We start from the raw sequence: 16,954 nt of genomic DNA, 5'->3' as shown, positions 1-16,954 counted from the left end.
ACTGGAACGGGAAGGCCGCCGTCGCGTGAGTACAGTCCACCAGCCAGACCTCAAGGACCGCCCCGCGCGGCTCACCGTCGGTGTCGTCGGCGCCGGCCGCGTGGGCCCCGCGCTGGCCGCGTCCCTCCAGCTCGCCGGGCACCGCCCGGTGGCCGTCTCCGGAGTCTCCGACGCCTCCCGCAGGCGCGCCGAGGCCATGCTCCCGGACGTCCCCCTGGTGCCGCCCGCCGAGGTCCTCCAGCGCGCGGACCTGGTGCTGCTCACCGTCCCCGACGACGCCCTGCCCGGGCTGGTCGCCGGCCTCGCCGAGACCGGCGCGGTACGGCCGGGCCAGCTGCTGGTGCACACCTCCGGCCGGTACGGCGCGAAGGTCCTGGACCCCGCCCTGCGCGCGGGCGCGCTGCCGCTGGCCCTGCACCCGGCGATGACCTTCACCGGCACCCCCGTGGACGTGCAGCGCCTGGCGGGCTGCTCCTTCGGCGTCACCGCGCCCGAGGAGCTGCGGCTGGCCGCCGAGGCCCTGGTGATCGAGATGGGCGGCGAGCCGGAGTGGATCAGCGAGGAGAACCGCCCGCTGTACCACGCGGCCCTCGCCCTCGGCTCCAACCACCTGGTGACCCTGGTCGCGCAGGCCATGGAGCTGCTGCGCACGGCCGGCGTCGGCGCGCCCGACCGGATGCTCGGCCCGCTGCTCGGCGCCTCCCTGGACAACGCGCTGCGCTCCGGCGACGCCGCCCTGACCGGCCCGGTCGCGCGCGGGGACGCCGGCACGGTCGCCGCGCACATCACCGAGCTGCGCAAGCACGCCCCGCAGACCGTGGCCGGCTATCTCGCCATGGCCCGCGCGACCGCCGACCGCGCGCTGGCGGCCGGCCTGCTGAAGGCGGAACTCGCCGAGGACCTCCTGGGGGTACTCGCCGACGGGGGCCGACCGGACCAGGGAGACGAGGGCACGACCGGCACCGAGGGGAACGACCGATGACCACCGCCCTGCTGAGCACCGCCGAAGAGCTGCACGCGCGCGTGCGCCACGGCCGCCGCGCCGTCGTGATGACCATGGGCGCCCTGCACGAGGGCCACGCGACCCTGATCCGCTCCGCGCGCCAGATCGCGGGCCCGGACGGCGAGGTCGTCGTCACCGTCTTCGTCAACCCGCTCCAGTTCGGCGCGGGCGAGGACCTGGACCGCTACCCGCGCACCCTGGACGCCGACCTGGAACTCGCCGGGCGGGCCGGCGCCGACGCCGTGTTCGCGCCCTCCGTTGACGAGGTGTACCCCGGCGGCGAGCCCCAGGTGCGGGTCTCCGCCGGGCCCATGGGAGAGCGCCTGGAGGGTGCCTCGCGGCCCGGCCACTTCGACGGCATGCTCACCGTCGTCGCCAAGCTGCTGCACCTCACCCGCCCCGACATCGCCCTGTTCGGGCAGAAGGACGCCCAGCAGCTGGCCCTGATCCGGCGCATGGTGCGGGACCTGAACTTCGGCGTCGGGATCGTCGCCGTGCCGACCGTGCGCGAGGAGGACGGGCTCGCCCTGTCCAGCCGCAACCGCTACCTGTCGCCGGACGAGCGCCGGACCGCGCTCGCGCTGTCCCGCGCGCTGTTCGCCGGCCGGGACCGGCACGCGGCGCAGGAGGCGCTGCGCGCGCGGGCCCGGGAAGTGCCCTCCACGCACGCGCGTGCCGAGGCGTTGAGCGCCATAGGCGAGTCCCGCGCGGCGGCCGACGCGCACGCCGTGGCCACCGCCGCGCCCGGCGGCCCGGCGGCCGTGCGCGCCGCCGCCCGCCAGGTGCTGGACGAGGCCGCCCGCCTCGACCCGCCGCTGCGGCTGGACTACCTGGCGCTGGTCGACCCCGCCGACTTCACCGAGATCGGCGACGACTTCACCGGCGAGGCCGTCCTCGCCGTCGCCGCCCGGGTCGGCGCGACCCGGCTGATCGACAACATTCCCCTCACCTTCGGAGCCGCCTCGTGACCAGCACAGGCATACGACTGCACGCGCCCGCCCCCGGCTGGGCCATCTCCGCGGACGTGGTCGTCGTCGGCTCCGGGGTGGCCGGCCTGACCGCGGCCCTGCGCTGCCAGGCCGCCGGACTGACCACCGTCGTGGTCACCAAGGCCCGGCTGGACGACGGCTCCACGCGCTGGGCGCAGGGCGGCATCGCGGCCGCCCTCGGCGAGGGCGACACACCCGAACAGCACCTCGAGGACACCCTCGTGGCCGGCGCGGGCCTGTGCGACGAGGAGGCCGTACGGATCCTCGTCACCGAGGGCCCCGACGCGGTCCGGCGGCTGATCTCCACCGGCGCCCACTTCGACACCGACGACGAGGGCGACATCCACCTCACCCGCGAGGGCGGCCACCACCGGCGCCGCATCGCGCACGCCGGCGGTGACGCCACCGGCGCGGAGGTCTCCCGCGCCCTGGTGGCGGCGGTACGCGCGCGCGGGCTGCACACCATCGAGAACGCGCTGGTCCTGGACCTGCTGACGGACGCCGACGGCCGTACGGCCGGTGTCACCCTGCACGTGATGGGCGAGGGCCAGCACGACGGCGTGGGCGCCGTGCACGCCCCCGCGGTGGTCCTCGCGACCGGCGGCATGGGCCAGGTGTACTCCGCGACCACCAACCCGTCGGTGTCGACCGGCGACGGTGTGGCGCTGGCGCTGCGCGCGGGCGCCGAGGTCTCCGACCTGGAGTTCGTGCAGTTCCACCCGACGGTGCTGTTCCTCGGCGCGGACGCCGAGGGCCAGCAGCCGCTGGTCTCCGAGGCGGTGCGCGGCGAGGGCGCCCACCTGGTCGACGGCGACGGTGTGCGCTTCATGCTGGGCCGGCACGAACTGGCCGAGCTGGCACCCCGCGACATCGTCGCCAAGGGCATCCTGCGGCGGATGCTGGAGCAGGACGCCGAGCACATGTACCTGGACGCCCGGCACTTCGGCGCCCAGATGTGGGAGCAGCGCTTCCCGACCATCCTGGCCGCCTGCCGCGCGCACGGCATCGACCCGGTCACCGAGCCCATCCCGATCGCCCCGGCCGCGCACTACGCCTCCGGAGGCGTGCGTACCGACGCCCACGGCCGCACCACCGTGCCCGGCCTGTACGCGTGCGGCGAGGTGGCCTGCACCGGCGTGCACGGCGCCAACCGGCTCGCCTCCAACTCCCTGCTCGAAGGGCTCGTCTACGCCGAGCGGATCGCCGCCGACATCGCCGCCGAGCGGGCGGCCGACGGCCTCCACGCGCGCGTGCCCGCGCCGGTCCCGCAGCCGGACCAGCCGGCCCACCCGCTGCTCGCCGCCGAGACCCGCTTCGCCATCCAGCGGATCATGACCGAGGGCGCGGGCGTGCTGCGCTCCGAGGCGTCCCTCGCCCGGGCCGCCGACCAGCTCCAGCGGCTGCACGCCGAGGCCCGGGAGGCGCTGGAGGAGAACGGCAAGACCGCCGAGCCCGGCGTGGACACCTGGGAGGCCACCAACCTCCTGTGCGTGGCCCGGGCCCTGGTCGCCGCCGCCCGGCTGCGCGAGGAGACCCGCGGCTGCCACTGGCGCGAGGACCGCGCCGACCGCGACGACGCCCACTGGCGGCGCCACATCGTCGTACGGCTCAACCCCGACCGGTCGCTGGCCGTACGCACCACCGACACCGCAGACTTCCCCCCGACCCGGCAGACCCAGCGCCCCCAGGAGCAGTGACAGACGTGAGCACCGACGACCTTCCTCTCGCCCCGACCGGCGGCTGCGGCGACGGCTGCGGCTGCGGCGCCGAGGGGGATGAGGAGTACCTGGAGTGCGGGCTGGACCCCGCGCTCGCCGAGCTGCTGGCCGCCGCCGGGCTCGACCCCGTCGAGGTCGAGGACATCGCCACCGTCGCCATCCAGGAGGACCTGGCCGGCGGCGTGGACGTGACCACGGTCTCGACCATCCCCGAGGACGCGGTGGCCACCGGCGACTTCACCGCGCGCGAGGCGGGCGTCGTGGCCGGCCTCCGGGTCGCCGAGGCCGTGCTCTCCGTGGTCTGCACGGACGAGTTCGAGGTCGAGCGGCACGTCGAGGACGGCGACCGCGTCGAGGCCGGGCAGAAGCTGCTGTCGGTCACCACGCGCACCCGTGACCTGCTCACCGCCGAGCGCAGCGCCCTGAACCTGCTGTGCCGGCTGTCCGGCATCGCGACCGCCACGCGCGCATGGGCGGACGCGCTGGAGGGCACCAAGGCGCGCGTGCGCGACACCCGCAAGACGACCCCGGGCCTGCGCGCGCTGGAGAAGTTCGCCGTCCGCTGCGGCGGCGGCGTCAACCACCGCATGTCGCTGTCCGACGCGGCCCTGGTGAAGGACAACCACGTGGTCGCCGCCGGCGGCGTCGCACAGGCATTCAAGGCCGTACGGGAGGCATTCCCGGACGTGCCGATCGAGGTCGAGGTCGACACCCTGCACCAGCTGCGCGAGGTGGTGGACGCGGGCGCCGACCTGATCCTGCTGGACAACTTCACGCCCGGCGAGTGCGAGGAGGCCGTCGGCATCGTCGGCGGCCGGGCGCTGCTGGAGGCCTCCGGCCGGCTGACGCTCGCGAACGCGCGCGCGTACGCCGACACGGGCGTGGACTTCCTGGCCGTCGGCGCGCTCACCCACTCCTCGCCGATCCTGGACATCGGCCTGGATCTGCGCGAAGCGGAGTAACGCCCATGCTGCTCACCATCGACGTCGGCAACACGCACACCGTCCTCGGCCTGTTCGACGGCGAGGACATCGTCGAGCACTGGCGCATCTCCACGGACGCGCGCCGCACGGCGGACGAGCTCGCGGTGCTGCTCCAGGGCCTGATGGGCATGCACCCGCTGCTCGGCGAGGAACTGGGCGACGGCATCGACGGCATCGCGATCTGCGCGACCGTGCCGTCGGTGCTGCACGAACTGCGCGAGGTCACCCGGCGGTACTACGGCGACGTACCCGCCGTCCTGGTCGAGCCGGGCGTGAAGACGGGCGTGCCGATCCTCACCGACAACCCCAAGGAGGTCGGCGCCGACCGGATCATCAACGCCGTCGCGGCCGTCGAGCTGTACGGCGGACCGGCGATCGTCGTCGACTTCGGCACGGCGACCACGTTCGACGCGGTCTCCGCGCGCGGGGAGTACGTCGGCGGGGTGATCGCGCCCGGCATCGAGATCTCCGTGGAGGCGCTGGGCGTCAAGGGCGCGCAGCTGCGGAAGATCGAGGTGGCCCGGCCGCGCAGCGTGATCGGCAAGAACACGGTCGAGGCCATGCAGGCGGGCATCGTGTACGGGTTCGCCGGCCAGGTCGACGGGGTGGTGGACCGGATGGCCCGGGAGCTGGCCGACGACCCGGACGACGTGACGGTGATCGCCACGGGCGGGCTCGCGCCGATGGTGCTGGGGGAGTCCTCGGTGATCGACGAGCACCAGCCGTGGCTGACGCTGATCGGGCTGCGCCTGGTCTACGAGCGGAACGTCTCCCGGCTCTAGCGGAACGTCTCCCGGCTCTGAGGAGGCGCCGGCGCCCCCGCGCGGGCGCCGGCCCGCCCCCCGGGGCACCCGGCGGTCTCGCCGGTGGCCCCGGACGGGGGAACCGCGCAACGACACGCGACCAAGAAACATCCCTTTCTGTCGCTTTTGTCCGATTAGCGATAGCGTCGCCGCATGCCCACGCCATACGGATCCCGCGGCGGCATGGCGTTCGGCGCGGAGGAGCTGCGTGTGCTCCGCCGTGCCCTCGCCCTCGCCCTCCACCCCGGCCACGCCTCCGCCGAGGACGTGCAGGACTGCCTCCGGCTCGCCGAATCGCTGGACGAGGCGCTGAGCGAGGGCGCCAGGCTGCGTGCCTTCCTGGTGGCCGACCTGGGCCGGTACCGGGCCGCTCTGCCGGGTACGGCCGCCGGCTATCTCACCCTGCTGGAGGAGGCCCTCGGGGCCGGGCACCGCCCGACGCCGGACGATCTCGCCGCGCTGCGGGCGCTGCGCGGGAACCGGGTGGCGGCGGCGCTGCTGGACCGCTGCCAGGCGCTGGCCGAGCAGGACGTACGGGCACGGTTCGCCCAGGGCGCGCGCAGGGTGCCGGCGCCCGCCGTGCCGCCCGCGCGGACGCGTCTGCTGGCCCTCGCGGGCGGTGCGGGGGAGTTTGGGGCACGACGGGAGGACGGGGCGGCCGAGGAGCCGCCGGCGCCTCCGGCGGAGCGGCCGGGCCCGGAACCGGGGAAGGGGAAGCCGGGGGAGCCGAAGCGGCCCATTCCCACGCCGGGGGAGGTCTTCCCGCGGCGCAAGCCGACACCGCCGGCCGAGCCGCGGCAGCTGGCCGCGGTCTGACCCGGCCTCCGGCCGGGCTCGTCGTTCCCACCGGCACCACCTGTGCGCTTTCACGGCCGGGTGCGGGTGGCGCTGTCGTGGGCCTGCCGCCGCCGGCGGCCGCGGGGTGTCGGTGGGGGCTTGGTGGGGGGTGGGGGGTGTCGGGGTGATCGGGACACGTGGTGGGGGGTTCGCGCACCCCGCCCCTTTCGCCCGTTCCCCCGTGGCTACTCTGGGGGCATGGACTACGTCTCCGCGCTCGTGCCCCCGGTCGTCATGGCCGTGTTCTTCATCGGTGTGGTCAGGGTGATCGTGAAGACCCAGGGTGGGGCCGCCAAGGCCAAGGAGGACGCGGCCGTCGACGCCGCGCTCGCCCGTACCGAGGGCGCGCCCGAGAGCCCCGCCGCCGGCGCCTGAGCAAAATCCCGGCCGGACGGAACTCCGGCTGGGCCCCGCCCCCGGCAACGGGCCCGCGACGCGGAGAGCCCGGCCGTGGGTTCCGTCCGCGCCGGCCGCCCGCGTACCGCCGGCCGTACCGGCGTGCCCACCGTCACCGGCCCCACTCTTTCCGGCCGCATGCCCTTTTTGGTCGGGTTTGTGGCCATAGCGCACGTCCGGCACGCCATTGGGCGGATCTCCCACTATTGTTCTGAGCTGTGCCTCGCCCATTGGGAGAACTCGAAGACGCGGTCATGACGCGGGTGTGGAAGTGGAACCGCCCGGTGACCGTTCGAGAAGTCCTGGAAGACCTCCAGCGGGAACGGTCGATCGCGTACACCACCGTGATGACCGTTTTGGACAATCTCCATCAGAAGGGCTGGGTGCGCCGTGAGGCGGAAGGCCGGGCCTATCGATATGAGGCCGTGTCGACACGCGCCGCGTACGCCGCGGCCCTGATGAACGACGCCTGGTCCCAGAGCGACAACCCGGCCGCCGCTCTCGTCGCCTTCTTCGGCATGATGAGCGAGGAACAGCGCCAGGCCCTCAGAGACGCCGTACGCATCGTCCAGGGCCCGGAAGAAACCCGGGAAGCACCCGAAGCCCGGCAACCGGAAGCCGCCGAAGCCCGGCAAGAGGAGAACCCCGGCTCGGCAGAGGACGCCGACGGGCGATAGCGTCCGCTCATGTCAGCAGAGCGTCCCGAAGTCTCCGCAAAAGCCATCACCGTCCGGCGGGCCCGGACCAGCGATGTCCCGGCCGTGCGCCGCCTCCTCGACGCCTACGTCCGCGGCCGCATCCTGCTCGACAAAGCGACCGTCACGCTTTACGAGGACATCCAGGAGTTCTGGGTCGCCGAACGCGATGACAACGCCGAGGTGGTCGGCTGCGGCGCGCTGCACGTCATGTGGGAGGACCTGGCGGAAGTACGGACTCTGGCGGTGAAGCCCGGCCTCAAGGGCGCCGGCGTGGGTCATCAGTTGCTGGAGAAGTTGCTGGAGACCGCACGCTGGCTCGGCGTTCGCCGGGTTTTCTGCCTGACCTTCGAAGTGGACTTCTTCGGGAAGCACGGCTTCGTGGAGATCGGCGAGACGCCGGTCGACACCGATGTCTACGCGGAGCTGTTGCGTTCCTATGACGAGGGCGTCGCGGAGTTCCTCGGTCTCGAACGAGTGAAGCCGAACACCTTGGGCAACAGCCGGATGCTTCTGCATCTGTGATCGTCAATGCCCTGGTGCCCTATGTCCGAAACGCGCATGTTTCCGGGCGGGACCGGGGTGCGGAGTCGCCGCCGAGGGTTTGTGTTTTTCCGGCAAAAGCGGTTTGCTTTCCGACGTACTGCAGTACTGCATATAACAGGGGCGGCGAAACGGCGGACGCCGCACACCCCCTGGTCCTCAACGTTATCGATGAAAGGAAATGCGGTGGCACAGAAGGTTCAGGTCCTTCTTGTCGACGACCTCGACGGCGGCGAGGCGGACGAGACCGTGACGTTCGCGCTGGACGGCAAGACGTACGAGATCGATCTCACGACCGCCAACGCGGACAAGCTGCGCGGTCTTCTGGAGCCCTATGTGAAGGGCGGACGCCGTACCGGTGGCCGTGCTTCCGGCGGGCGTGGAAAGGCGCGTGCCGCTTCCGGCGGCAACCAGGACACCGCGGCCATCCGCGCCTGGGCGAAGGAGAATGGTTACGAGGTCAACGACCGCGGCCGTGTTCCCGCGTCGATCCGTGAGGCCTACGAGAAGGCCAACGGCTGATCCCGTCGGTCGGCGGGGCGCCCGGCGCACCCGCGTCGCAGCCGGACCCGGTGACAGTGCGCTGCCACCGTGTCCACCAGCCGCACCAGATCGGGGGCGCTCCCCTCGCGCCCCACGGCCGGCGCGGCCGTCGTACCCGGCATGCCCGGCATGGCCGGCAGCGAGGCCTCGACGTCCTCGCGTCCCGGCCCGGGGGGCCGCAGCCACACAGCGGCCCCCTGCGCTGACGCCGCCCGCCCGGACGCGGCCCACGCGGGGCCGGCCGGCGCCGGAGCCTCCAGCGTGCCGCCGGGCCCCAGGGCCCGCAGGTCCAGGGACACCGGGCCCCACTCCAGCCACTCCAGCAGTCCCGGCAGCTCCTCCGCGCCGCCCGGCGCCACCAGCAGCTCCATGCGGTCGCCCCGGAGGATCACCGGGGAACCCGGCGCGAGATGCCGGAGCGCTTGTGCGCCCGCCTCGGCCGGCACCTCCAGCACGTCGAACCGCACCCCCGTGACCAGCCGCAACGGCCGTCCGGGCACGGTCGGCCAGCCCAGTTCGCTCTCGTACCAGTGCCGGGCCCCGGCGTCCGGGCCGACGCCGACGCCGGGCCCGCCGGCCGCCGGCGCGTCCGGGACGACGGGCTGACGGGGGAGGGGAATCGCGGGTGTCACGGGGACCGGTCCAGCCATGCCAGGTGCAACCGCCGCAGTGGCATTCGGGTTACGCTGGGTGCCCCAGTGGCTGCGCTCAGTGCCGGAGGGGGAGGCGTGTGGGGGGCCGGGGAGGCGCAAGGTTGTTCGCCCATAGCGGAGGGAACCGGTGCGCGCGGCATGGAGTGTCAGTCCCTGCGGGTAAGACATCCCTAGTGGGAGGGGGCGACACGCAGGACAGGCCGTCTCACGTTCGCCAACGGCGTACTGGCGAGTGGGGTAACTGCCTGGCCTGCGGGAACATCGTCTCGCACCATCGGGTTGGAGCAGATGTCGGCGCACACGGTCAGGAGGCCATCGACGGTGTCGGCAGTTGGAATGAGCGGTCCCCGCTTGCGGGACTAAGCTGCGGAAGGACAGGGAGGGGAAGTTCCCCCCACTGCCTGACCGCTCTGAGGAGCGATTAACGATGTTCGAGAGGTTCACCGACCGCGCGCGGCGGGTTGTCGTCCTGGCTCAGGAAGAAGCCCGGATGCTCAACCACAACTACATCGGCACCGAGCACATCCTCCTGGGTCTCATCCACGAGGGCGAAGGTGTCGCCGCTAAGGCCCTGGAGAGCCTCGGCATTTCGCTTGAGGCGGTCCGCCAGCAGGTGGAGGAGATCATCGGTCAGGGCCAGCAGGCCCCGTCCGGCCACATTCCCTTCACCCCCCGTGCCAAGAAGGTCCTGGAGCTGTCGCTCCGCGAGGCCCTTCAGCTGGGCCACAACTACATCGGCACGGAGCACATCCTGCTCGGCCTGATCCGCGAGGGCGAGGGCGTCGCCGCCCAGGTCCTGGTCAAGCTGGGCGCAGACCTCAACCGGGTGCGGCAGCAGGTCATCCAGCTGCTCTCCGGTTACCAGGGCAAGGAGACCGCCACCGCGGGCGGCCCGGCCGAGGGCACCCCCTCGACCTCTCTCGTCCTGGACCAGTTCGGCCGGAACCTCACCCAGGCCGCTCGTGAGTCCAAGCTCGACCCGGTCATCGGGCGCGAGAAGGAGATCGAGCGGGTCATGCAGGTGCTGTCCCGCCGTACGAAGAACAACCCGGTCCTGATCGGTGAGCCCGGCGTCGGCAAGACCGCCGTCGTCGAGGGCCTCGCCCAGGCCATCGTCAAGGGCGAGGTGCCCGAGACCCTCAAGGACAAGCACCTCTACACGCTGGACCTCGGCGCCCTGGTCGCCGGCTCCCGCTACCGCGGTGACTTCGAGGAGCGCCTGAAGAAGGTCCTCAAGGAGATCCGCACCCGCGGAGACATCATCCTGTTCATCGACGAGCTGCACACGCTGGTCGGTGCGGGTGCCGCCGAGGGCGCCATCGACGCCGCGAGCATCCTCAAGCCGATGCTGGCCCGCGGCGAGCTCCAGACCATCGGTGCGACCACGCTGGACGAGTACCGCAAGCACCTGGAGAAGGACGCGGCCCTGGAGCGCCGCTTCCAGCCCATCCAGGTCGCCGAGCCGTCCCTGCCGCACACGATCGAGATCCTCAAGGGCCTGCGCGACCGGTACGAGGCGCACCACCGCGTCTCCATCACCGACGAGGCCCTGGTCCAGGCGGCCACCCTGGCCGACCGCTACATCTCGGACCGCTTCCTGCCGGACAAGGCGATCGACCTGATCGACGAGGCCGGTTCCCGGATGCGTATCCGCCGGATGACCGCTCCGCCGGACCTGCGCGAGTTCGACGAGAAGATCGCCGCCGTCCGCCGGGACAAGGAGTCCGCGATCGACTCGCAGGACTTCGAGAAGGCCGCCTCCCTGCGCGACAAGGAGAAGCAGCTCCTGGCCGCCAAGGCGAAGCGGGAGAAGGAGTGGAAGGCCGGCGACATGGACGTCGTCGCCGAGGTCGACGGCGAGCTGATCGCCGAGGTCCTCGCCACGGCCACCGGCATCCCGGTCTTCAAGCTGACCGAGGAGGAGTCCAGCCGCCTGCTCCGCATGGAGGAGGAGCTGCACAAGCGGGTCATCGGCCAGAACGACGCCGTCAAGGCGCTGTCGAAGGCGATCCGCCGTACGCGCGCGGGCCTGAAGGACCCGAAGCGTCCGGGTGGTTCGTTCATCTTCGCCGGCCCGTCCGGTGTCGGTAAGACCGAGCTGTCCAAGGCGCTCGCCGAGTTCCTCTTCGGTGACGAGGACGCGCTGATCTCCCTCGACATGTCGGAGTTCAGCGAGAAGCACACGGTCTCGCGCCTCTTCGGTTCGCCCCCCGGCTACGTGGGCTACGAGGAGGGCGGCCAGCTGACGGAGAAGGTCCGCCGCAAGCCGTTCTCGGTCGTCCTGTTCGACGAGGTCGAGAAGGCCCACCCGGACATCTTCAACTCGCTGCTGCAGATCCTGGAGGACGGCCGTCTGACCGACTCCCAGGGCCGGGTCGTGGACTTCAAGAACACGGTCATCATCATGACGACCAACCTCGGCACCCGGGACATCTCCAAGGGCTTCAACCTCGGCTTCGCCGCCGCGGGTGACACGAAGACCAACTACGAGCGCATGAAGAACAAGGTGTCGGACGAGCTGAAGCAGCACTTCCGTCCCGAGTTCCTCAACCGCGTCGACGACGTGGTCGTCTTCCCGCAGCTCACGCAGGAGGACATCCTGCGGATCGTCGACCTCATGGTCGGCAAGGTGGACGAGCGCCTGAAGGACCGGGACATGGGCATCGAACTGTCCCAGTCCGCCAAGGAGCTGCTGTCCAAGAAGGGTTACGACCCGGTGCTGGGCGCCCGGCCGCTGCGCCGCACGATCCAGCGCGAGATCGAGGACACGCTCTCGGAGAAGATCCTCTTCGGCGAGCTGCGTCCCGGTCACATCGTGGTCGTGGACACCGAGGGCGAGGGCGACGCCGCCACCTTCACCTTCCGCGGTGAGGAGAAGTCGGCCCTGCCGGACGTCCCGCCGATCGAGCAGGCCGCGGGTGGGGCTGGTCCCAACCTGAGCAAGGACGCGTAAGCCTCCGGCGGTTCAGCCGGGAGAAGGGGCCGGTGCCTTCGGGCGCCGGCCCCTTCAGCGTTGTTCGAGGGTCACTTCGGCGTGGGGGAAGAGGGGCTCGACGTGGAAGAGCGGGTCGCCGGGGAGGGCCACCACGCTGACCGAGCGCAGGCCCGGGAGCCTGGATGCCAGTACGGACAGCCCCTCCGCGCCGAATGCCGAGGAAACCCGCAAGCTCCGGATGCCGGGAAGTTCCGGTACGAGGTGCAAGCTCCAGCGGGGGCTCCACTCCAGGTGGAGCCGGACGAGCCCGGGCAGTTCGGCGACCCGGCTCCAGTCGTCGGCCGTCAGCTCCGTGGTCAGCAGGCCGAGACTCAGCGTGCGCAGCTCCGTCCACTGCTCCAGCCCGCGCAGCCCTGTGTTGTCGAGGCTGCGCTCGCCGAGGTGGAGGAACCTCAGCGGAGCGTCGACGGGCAGGGTGAGGCGCAGGTCGGTGCCCGGCAACGGCTGGCTCACGGCGAGCCTGGTGAGGGACCGCAAGGCCCGCAGTCCGGACGGGTCCGTGATGCCGGCGCAGTCGAACTGCGCGAGCGGCAGTCCGGCGAGGCGGGCCACACCGTGGGCCTCGGGACAGCCGAAAACCGACAGAGCGCGCAGGGAACGGAACCGCGTCAGGGCGCCCAGATCAACGGGATGCGGATTGGCCGACAGGGTGAGTGCCCGCACCGCCTCGGGGCCCGGCACCGTGGCGATGATGTCCTCGATCAAGTGCTCGCCCCGGAAGTGCAGGCGCTGCCAGGGACGCATCCGGGCCAGCGTCGCGCGCTGTTCGGCCGACTCGCAGGTCAGGATGAGGTCCGTACGCTCCAGATGGTCCAGGACCTCTGTCGCGTAGACACCGGCGTCGAAACGCGACCATGTCCCCACCAGTTGCCGTCGCACATCCAGGTCCGGATGGTCCCGGAACCGTCGCAGCACCGCCAGGGCCCCCTCCGGTTCCTCCTCGCCGAGGAGTGAGGCGGTGACCGCGACCCCGTGGGCCTCCTCGTCCGTGAGGTCCTCCGGGCCCGGCAGCAACTCCAGTACCAGCGGGCCCGCTTCCGCCAGATTCTTCGCGTCCTCCGTCGTCCGGGGCGGGATCAGTGCGCTCGCCCGTTCCTCGACCTCCGCGCGGACGCCCGGGTCCAGGGCCGTCGCGTGTTCCAGGCAGGCCAGGGCCAGCAGGGTCAGGCGTGGGGTGTCGCGGGCCAGCAACTGCCTCAGCACCGACGCCCGTTCACGTGGTCTCGCGTGGGCCACCGCCATGCGGATGACGTCCTCCCACTGGGTGTCGTCGGCACGGCTGACGAGGACGTCCAGGTGGCCCTCCTCCACCGCGTAGCGCGCGCCCAGGTAGTCCTGGAAGGTGCGGTGGACGAAGTGGACGACGCCCTCCGCCGGCTGTCGCAGCAGGCCGCTGCGCAGGAGCAGCGCCCGCAGTACCGTCGTCGCGTCCCCGGACGCCGACGCGATCGTGGGCAGACAGCGCTCCACGATTCCCTCGGCCGTATCGAGGTCCATCTCCGTGCGGCCGCTCAGCACCAGCGCGTACGCCAGCCGCTGGAGCAGCTCCAGCTGGGCCTCCTCGCCCGGCTCGGCGCCCATGCCCCGCTCCCGGTCCCGGCGGGCGAGGAGCATGGTGAGGGCGGCGTCGTACAACTCCTTGCGGCCGGTGGGGAGATATCCCCGCCGCTCGCGGTGCAGGGCACAGATGAGGCCGCACATCAGGGGGTTGGTGGCCAGCCGGGCCAAGTCGCGCTTGGTGCGCAGGGAGTCCAGGAGCGGCTGTTCGTACTCCGGAGCCCGCGCGGCCTCGTGCCAGCGGCGCACGAACGTGGCCACCTCGGCGCGGCGCATCGGGGCCAGGGTCAGTTCCCGGAAGCCCTCGTCGGCGAGCCAGTCGGGGCGTACGGCGGTCGGGCGGGAGGTCAGGAGGACGGCGTTGCCGGGGTAGGCCGCGAGCAGGGAGCGCAGCCAGTCACGGGTGCGGTGGCGGTCGGCGGCCGGGATCTCGTCCAGGCCGTCGACCAGGATCAGGCCCCGGCCCGCGGCCAGGACGCGCTCGGCCCAGCCCTGGGGCGGGGTCAGCGGGCAGCCCACCGCCGCCAGGAAGCCGTCCGGCGCGGGCAGCGGGCCGGTGCGGATCAGGGTGCGCAGCGGCAGGACGTACGGGATCCGGCCGGCGTCACGGGCCGCGGTGACCGCCAGCCACTGCACCAGCGTCGTCTTGCCGGAGCCGGCGTCCCCGCGCAGCAGCACCCGGGAGCCGGCGGACAGCGCCTCCTCGGCGGGCAGCCGGCCGGGCGCGACAAGCGGGTGCCCATGGGGTTCGAGGCCGGACGGCCGCTCGTCCTCGGTGGTCGCCTCCAGGCTCAGATAGGCGACTTCGAGCGGCCAGCGGTCGGGTGAGTCGCGCAGGTCGATGCCGTAGATGGTGATGTGGTCGTGGCGGTCGGCGAGGTAGGGGAGGTAGCGGCGTTCGAAGGCCGCGTCGCGGGCGTCGGGGCGCGGGGTGCGGGCGATCAGCTCGTCCACTTTCGCTATGAGCTCCGCCTGCGCACGGCTCTGCTCGACCAGGGTGCGGGCTACGAAGGTCGACCGCCGGGTGAAGAACTCCAGGATGTGCAGGCAGGCCCACTCGGTGGCGGAGTCGAGGAAGGCGTGGGCGTCGGCGGACAGGCCGTCCGGCGGCGGGGCGTGGCGCGGCAGCAGCCGGGCGAGTTCCGCGCTGCCCAGCCGTACGGCCTGTACGTCGTCCATCTCCAGGTCGCCGAGGGCGAGCAGGCGGCGGGCGAGCGCGTCGGCGACCGCCGTCCGTTCGTCGGCGGGGAACGGGGGCTCGCCCGGTGACTCCACCGCCTGGGTCACGATCCGTTCGGCGAGCCGGTGGACCTCCTTCTCGCCCAGCGTCCGCTTCTCGCCCCGGAACGACACCAGTGCCGACAGCCGTACCGGCCGGTCGACCAGGCCCGCGCCCGGGCCGTCCTGGACGAACAGCTTCCGCACCAGCGGGCCGATCAAGCCGGAGACCAGCTTGCCGCCCAGTACGACCGGCTCCATCCGTCACCCCCGTGTGCGTACCGCGTACGGAGGGAGCCTAGCCAAGGGCGCGCGGCGAGGGTTACGACAACTGGCCGTCGTAGTCGGGCAGCTTGAAGGTCTTCTCGGCATGGCCGCCGGAGAGGTCGGTGGCGTTGTTGCCGATGTTGGCGATGATCGTGTAGCCGGCGTTCTCGATGCCCACGCGCTGGGCGGTCTTGTAGGCGGCGACGTCCTTGAAGAGGTCGGTCAGGCCGCGGACGTACAGGCCGGAGACCTCGTAGCCGTCGTGTTCGAGGTTGTACTCGGTGGGCCAGTACAGGACGCCGGGGCGGGCGGTGACGAAGAAGAGGGAGACGCCGTGCTCCTGGGCGTAGCGGGCGGCGTCCAGGACGGGCCGGTTGGCGGGCTGGGGGTAGCTGAAGCCGAAGTCGGTCTCCAGCGTGGTGTTGTCTATGTCGAAGACGATCGCCTGCTTCTCGCCGGGCCGGGCGGCGGCGATGCGCTGCTTCAGGTAGGGCAGGGCCTGGTCCATGACGGCCTGGCAGTCCTTCTGCCAGGTGGCGTAGTCGACCTTCGCGGCGGTGGCGGTGGCGCTGGCCACGGAGCGGGCCGGGGTCGTCGGCGTGCCGTCCGCCGCCTGTACGGCCGGGGCGGTCTGTACGGCCAGGGCGGCCAGCGCGGCCACGGAGACGGCGGTCACGGAGCTGCGGCGCGCCCAGGGGCGTCTGGTCATCGGTGGGGGTCCTCTCACGTCCGGACGCGCGTCCGTACGCGTCCTGAAGGTCAGGGGCATGATCTGAGCCGAGGGTGGCGCGAGAGGAACCGTAGGGTTACCGGACGGTAGGGGGATAGAGGTCTGCGTCACAATTCCGGGTCCGCCCGTTTATCCGGCCGGTGATGTGCCGCACAGGACGTAAGTCACCTACTAAGGCGCACGGTAGATGGAAATAGGCGGATAAAACGGACTTTTATTGCGGAAGTCGCGGCGGGGGGCGGAGAGAAGTCCGACGTCAGGCGTGGTGCCTGCCGGATGGGAAAAGCGCAGGAATCGCCGTTTTGGTAGGGCATCTACTACTCACCGCCGTAGATGGGCCCTTTGTCAGGCTTCGGGGTGCTCGGTTACCAAGTAATGGCCGCTTCGGTGGATGTCCTCGTGGACGTCCGCGCACTGGGTGGCCGACCAGTCCCCGAACTCACGAGGTCACGATGTTCCGACGCTTCACGTCCCGCTCCGCCCGTACGTCCTCGCTCCGCACCCGCGTGGCCGTCCTGGCCGCCGGTTTCGGCGCCACGGCCGTGCTGGGCTCCGGGGTCGCGAGCGCCGCCACCGCGTCCGCCACGTCCTGGGTCGACCCGGTGAAGCACTACACGCTCTCCGCCGGTTACATGCAGGCCGGCAGCCACTGGGTCGCCAAGCACAGCGGCCAGGACTTCGCCGTGCCGACCGGCACCGAGGTCGTCGCCGCGCACGGCGGCACCGTCGTCAAGGCCGGCCCCAACGGCGCCGGCGACGGCCCGGCGTACGGCAACGCCATCGTCATCAAGCACGGCAACGGCACCTACTCGCAGTACGCGCACCTGTCCCGCATCGACGTGCGGATCGGCCAGGTCGTGGCGACCGGCCAGCACATCGCGCTGTCCGGCTCCACCGGCAACTCCACCGGTCCCCACCTGCACTTCGAGATCCGTACCACCCCGAACTACGGCTCCGCCGTCAACCCGGCCGCCTTCCTGCGCGCCCACGGCGTGACGGTCTGACCCGGGCCCCGTCGCTGGGC

Annotated in this window: 15 protein-coding genes; 12 read left to right on the top strand and 3 right to left on the bottom strand. The window is 72.1% G+C overall.

What is annotated here, in order from left to right:
- Positions 1-25 precede the first annotated feature (25 nt).
- The 10 genes from IE251_RS26945 to IE251_RS26900 all read left to right on the top strand — a co-directional run bounded on the left by IE251_RS26945 (position 26) and on the right by IE251_RS26900 (position 8,489).
- Positions 26-982: a Rossmann-like and DUF2520 domain-containing protein gene (locus IE251_RS26945; RefSeq protein WP_189755607.1), complete on the top strand. Its 957-nt coding sequence runs from the start codon at positions 26-28 to the stop codon at positions 980-982.
- Positions 979-1,971, top strand: coding sequence for a pantoate--beta-alanine ligase (gene panC, locus IE251_RS26940; protein WP_189755606.1), 993 nt, complete (start codon positions 979-981; stop codon positions 1,969-1,971). The genes IE251_RS26945 and panC overlap by 4 nt, the downstream gene beginning before the upstream one ends.
- Entirely contained in the window at positions 1,968-3,689 is a 1,722-nt protein-coding gene (locus IE251_RS26935; protein WP_189755605.1) for an L-aspartate oxidase, read from the top strand. The genes panC and IE251_RS26935 overlap by 4 nt, the downstream gene beginning before the upstream one ends.
- Positions 3,690-3,694: 5 nt before the next feature.
- On the top strand, positions 3,695-4,672 hold the full coding sequence (gene nadC, locus IE251_RS26930) for a carboxylating nicotinate-nucleotide diphosphorylase (protein ID WP_189755604.1): 978 nt from the start codon (positions 3,695-3,697) through the stop codon (positions 4,670-4,672).
- 5 nt (positions 4,673-4,677) lie between these two features.
- Positions 4,678-5,475 (top strand): type III pantothenate kinase, encoded by a 798-nt coding sequence (locus IE251_RS26925; RefSeq protein WP_030606136.1) that lies wholly within the window; start codon positions 4,678-4,680, stop codon positions 5,473-5,475.
- Between the two features lie 204 nt (positions 5,476-5,679).
- Positions 5,680-6,312: a hypothetical protein gene (locus tag IE251_RS26920; protein ID WP_189755753.1), complete on the top strand. Its 633-nt coding sequence runs from the start codon at positions 5,680-5,682 to the stop codon at positions 6,310-6,312.
- 219 nt (positions 6,313-6,531) lie between these two features.
- Positions 6,532-6,708 (top strand): hypothetical protein, encoded by a 177-nt coding sequence (locus IE251_RS26915; protein ID WP_189755603.1) that lies wholly within the window; start codon positions 6,532-6,534, stop codon positions 6,706-6,708.
- 275 nt (positions 6,709-6,983) lie between these two features.
- Positions 6,984-7,406: a BlaI/MecI/CopY family transcriptional regulator gene (locus IE251_RS26910; RefSeq protein WP_030606130.1), complete on the top strand. Its 423-nt coding sequence runs from the start codon at positions 6,984-6,986 to the stop codon at positions 7,404-7,406.
- Positions 7,407-7,415: 9 nt separating this feature from the next.
- Positions 7,416-7,949: an amino-acid N-acetyltransferase gene (locus IE251_RS26905; RefSeq protein WP_189755602.1), complete on the top strand. Its 534-nt coding sequence runs from the start codon at positions 7,416-7,418 to the stop codon at positions 7,947-7,949.
- A gap of 204 nt (positions 7,950-8,153) precedes the next feature.
- Positions 8,154-8,489: a histone-like nucleoid-structuring protein Lsr2 gene (locus IE251_RS26900; protein WP_030606126.1), complete on the top strand. Its 336-nt coding sequence runs from the start codon at positions 8,154-8,156 to the stop codon at positions 8,487-8,489.
- Here IE251_RS26900 and IE251_RS26895 read toward each other — a convergent pair.
- Positions 8,468-9,160, bottom strand: a complete 693-nt coding sequence (locus IE251_RS26895) for an SCO3374 family protein (RefSeq protein WP_189755601.1) — start codon at positions 9,158-9,160, stop codon at positions 8,468-8,470. The genes IE251_RS26900 and IE251_RS26895 overlap by 22 nt on opposite strands.
- 430 nt (positions 9,161-9,590) lie before the next feature.
- Between IE251_RS26895 and IE251_RS26890 the strand changes: the two genes are divergently transcribed.
- The gene (locus IE251_RS26890; protein WP_030781638.1) at positions 9,591-12,116 is read left to right on the top strand and encodes an ATP-dependent Clp protease ATP-binding subunit; all 2,526 of its coding nucleotides are present in this window, start codon (positions 9,591-9,593) and stop codon (positions 12,114-12,116) included.
- 54 nt (positions 12,117-12,170) lie between these two features.
- Here the strand turns inward: IE251_RS26890 and IE251_RS26885 are convergent, their stop codons facing one another.
- Entirely contained in the window at positions 12,171-15,194 is a 3,024-nt protein-coding gene (locus IE251_RS26885; RefSeq protein WP_189755600.1) for an NACHT domain-containing protein, read from the bottom strand.
- 61 nt (positions 15,195-15,255) lie between these two features.
- On the bottom strand, positions 15,256-15,909 hold the full coding sequence (locus IE251_RS26880; protein ID WP_189755599.1) for an HAD family acid phosphatase: 654 nt from the start codon (positions 15,907-15,909) through the stop codon (positions 15,256-15,258).
- 473 nt (positions 15,910-16,382) lie between these two features.
- Here IE251_RS26880 and IE251_RS26875 point away from each other — a divergent pair, with 473 nt between their 5' ends.
- Complete coding sequence (locus tag IE251_RS26875) at positions 16,383-16,934, top strand: M23 family metallopeptidase (RefSeq protein WP_189755598.1); 552 nt, start codon at positions 16,383-16,385, stop codon at positions 16,932-16,934.
- The last annotated feature ends 20 nt before the right edge of the window (positions 16,935-16,954 follow it).

Source organism: Streptomyces eurythermus, assembly GCF_014649115.1.
GTDB classification, from domain to species: Bacteria; Actinomycetota; Actinomycetes; order Streptomycetales; family Streptomycetaceae; genus Streptomyces; species Streptomyces eurythermus.
This window is presented reverse-complemented; position numbering and strand designations above follow the sequence as displayed.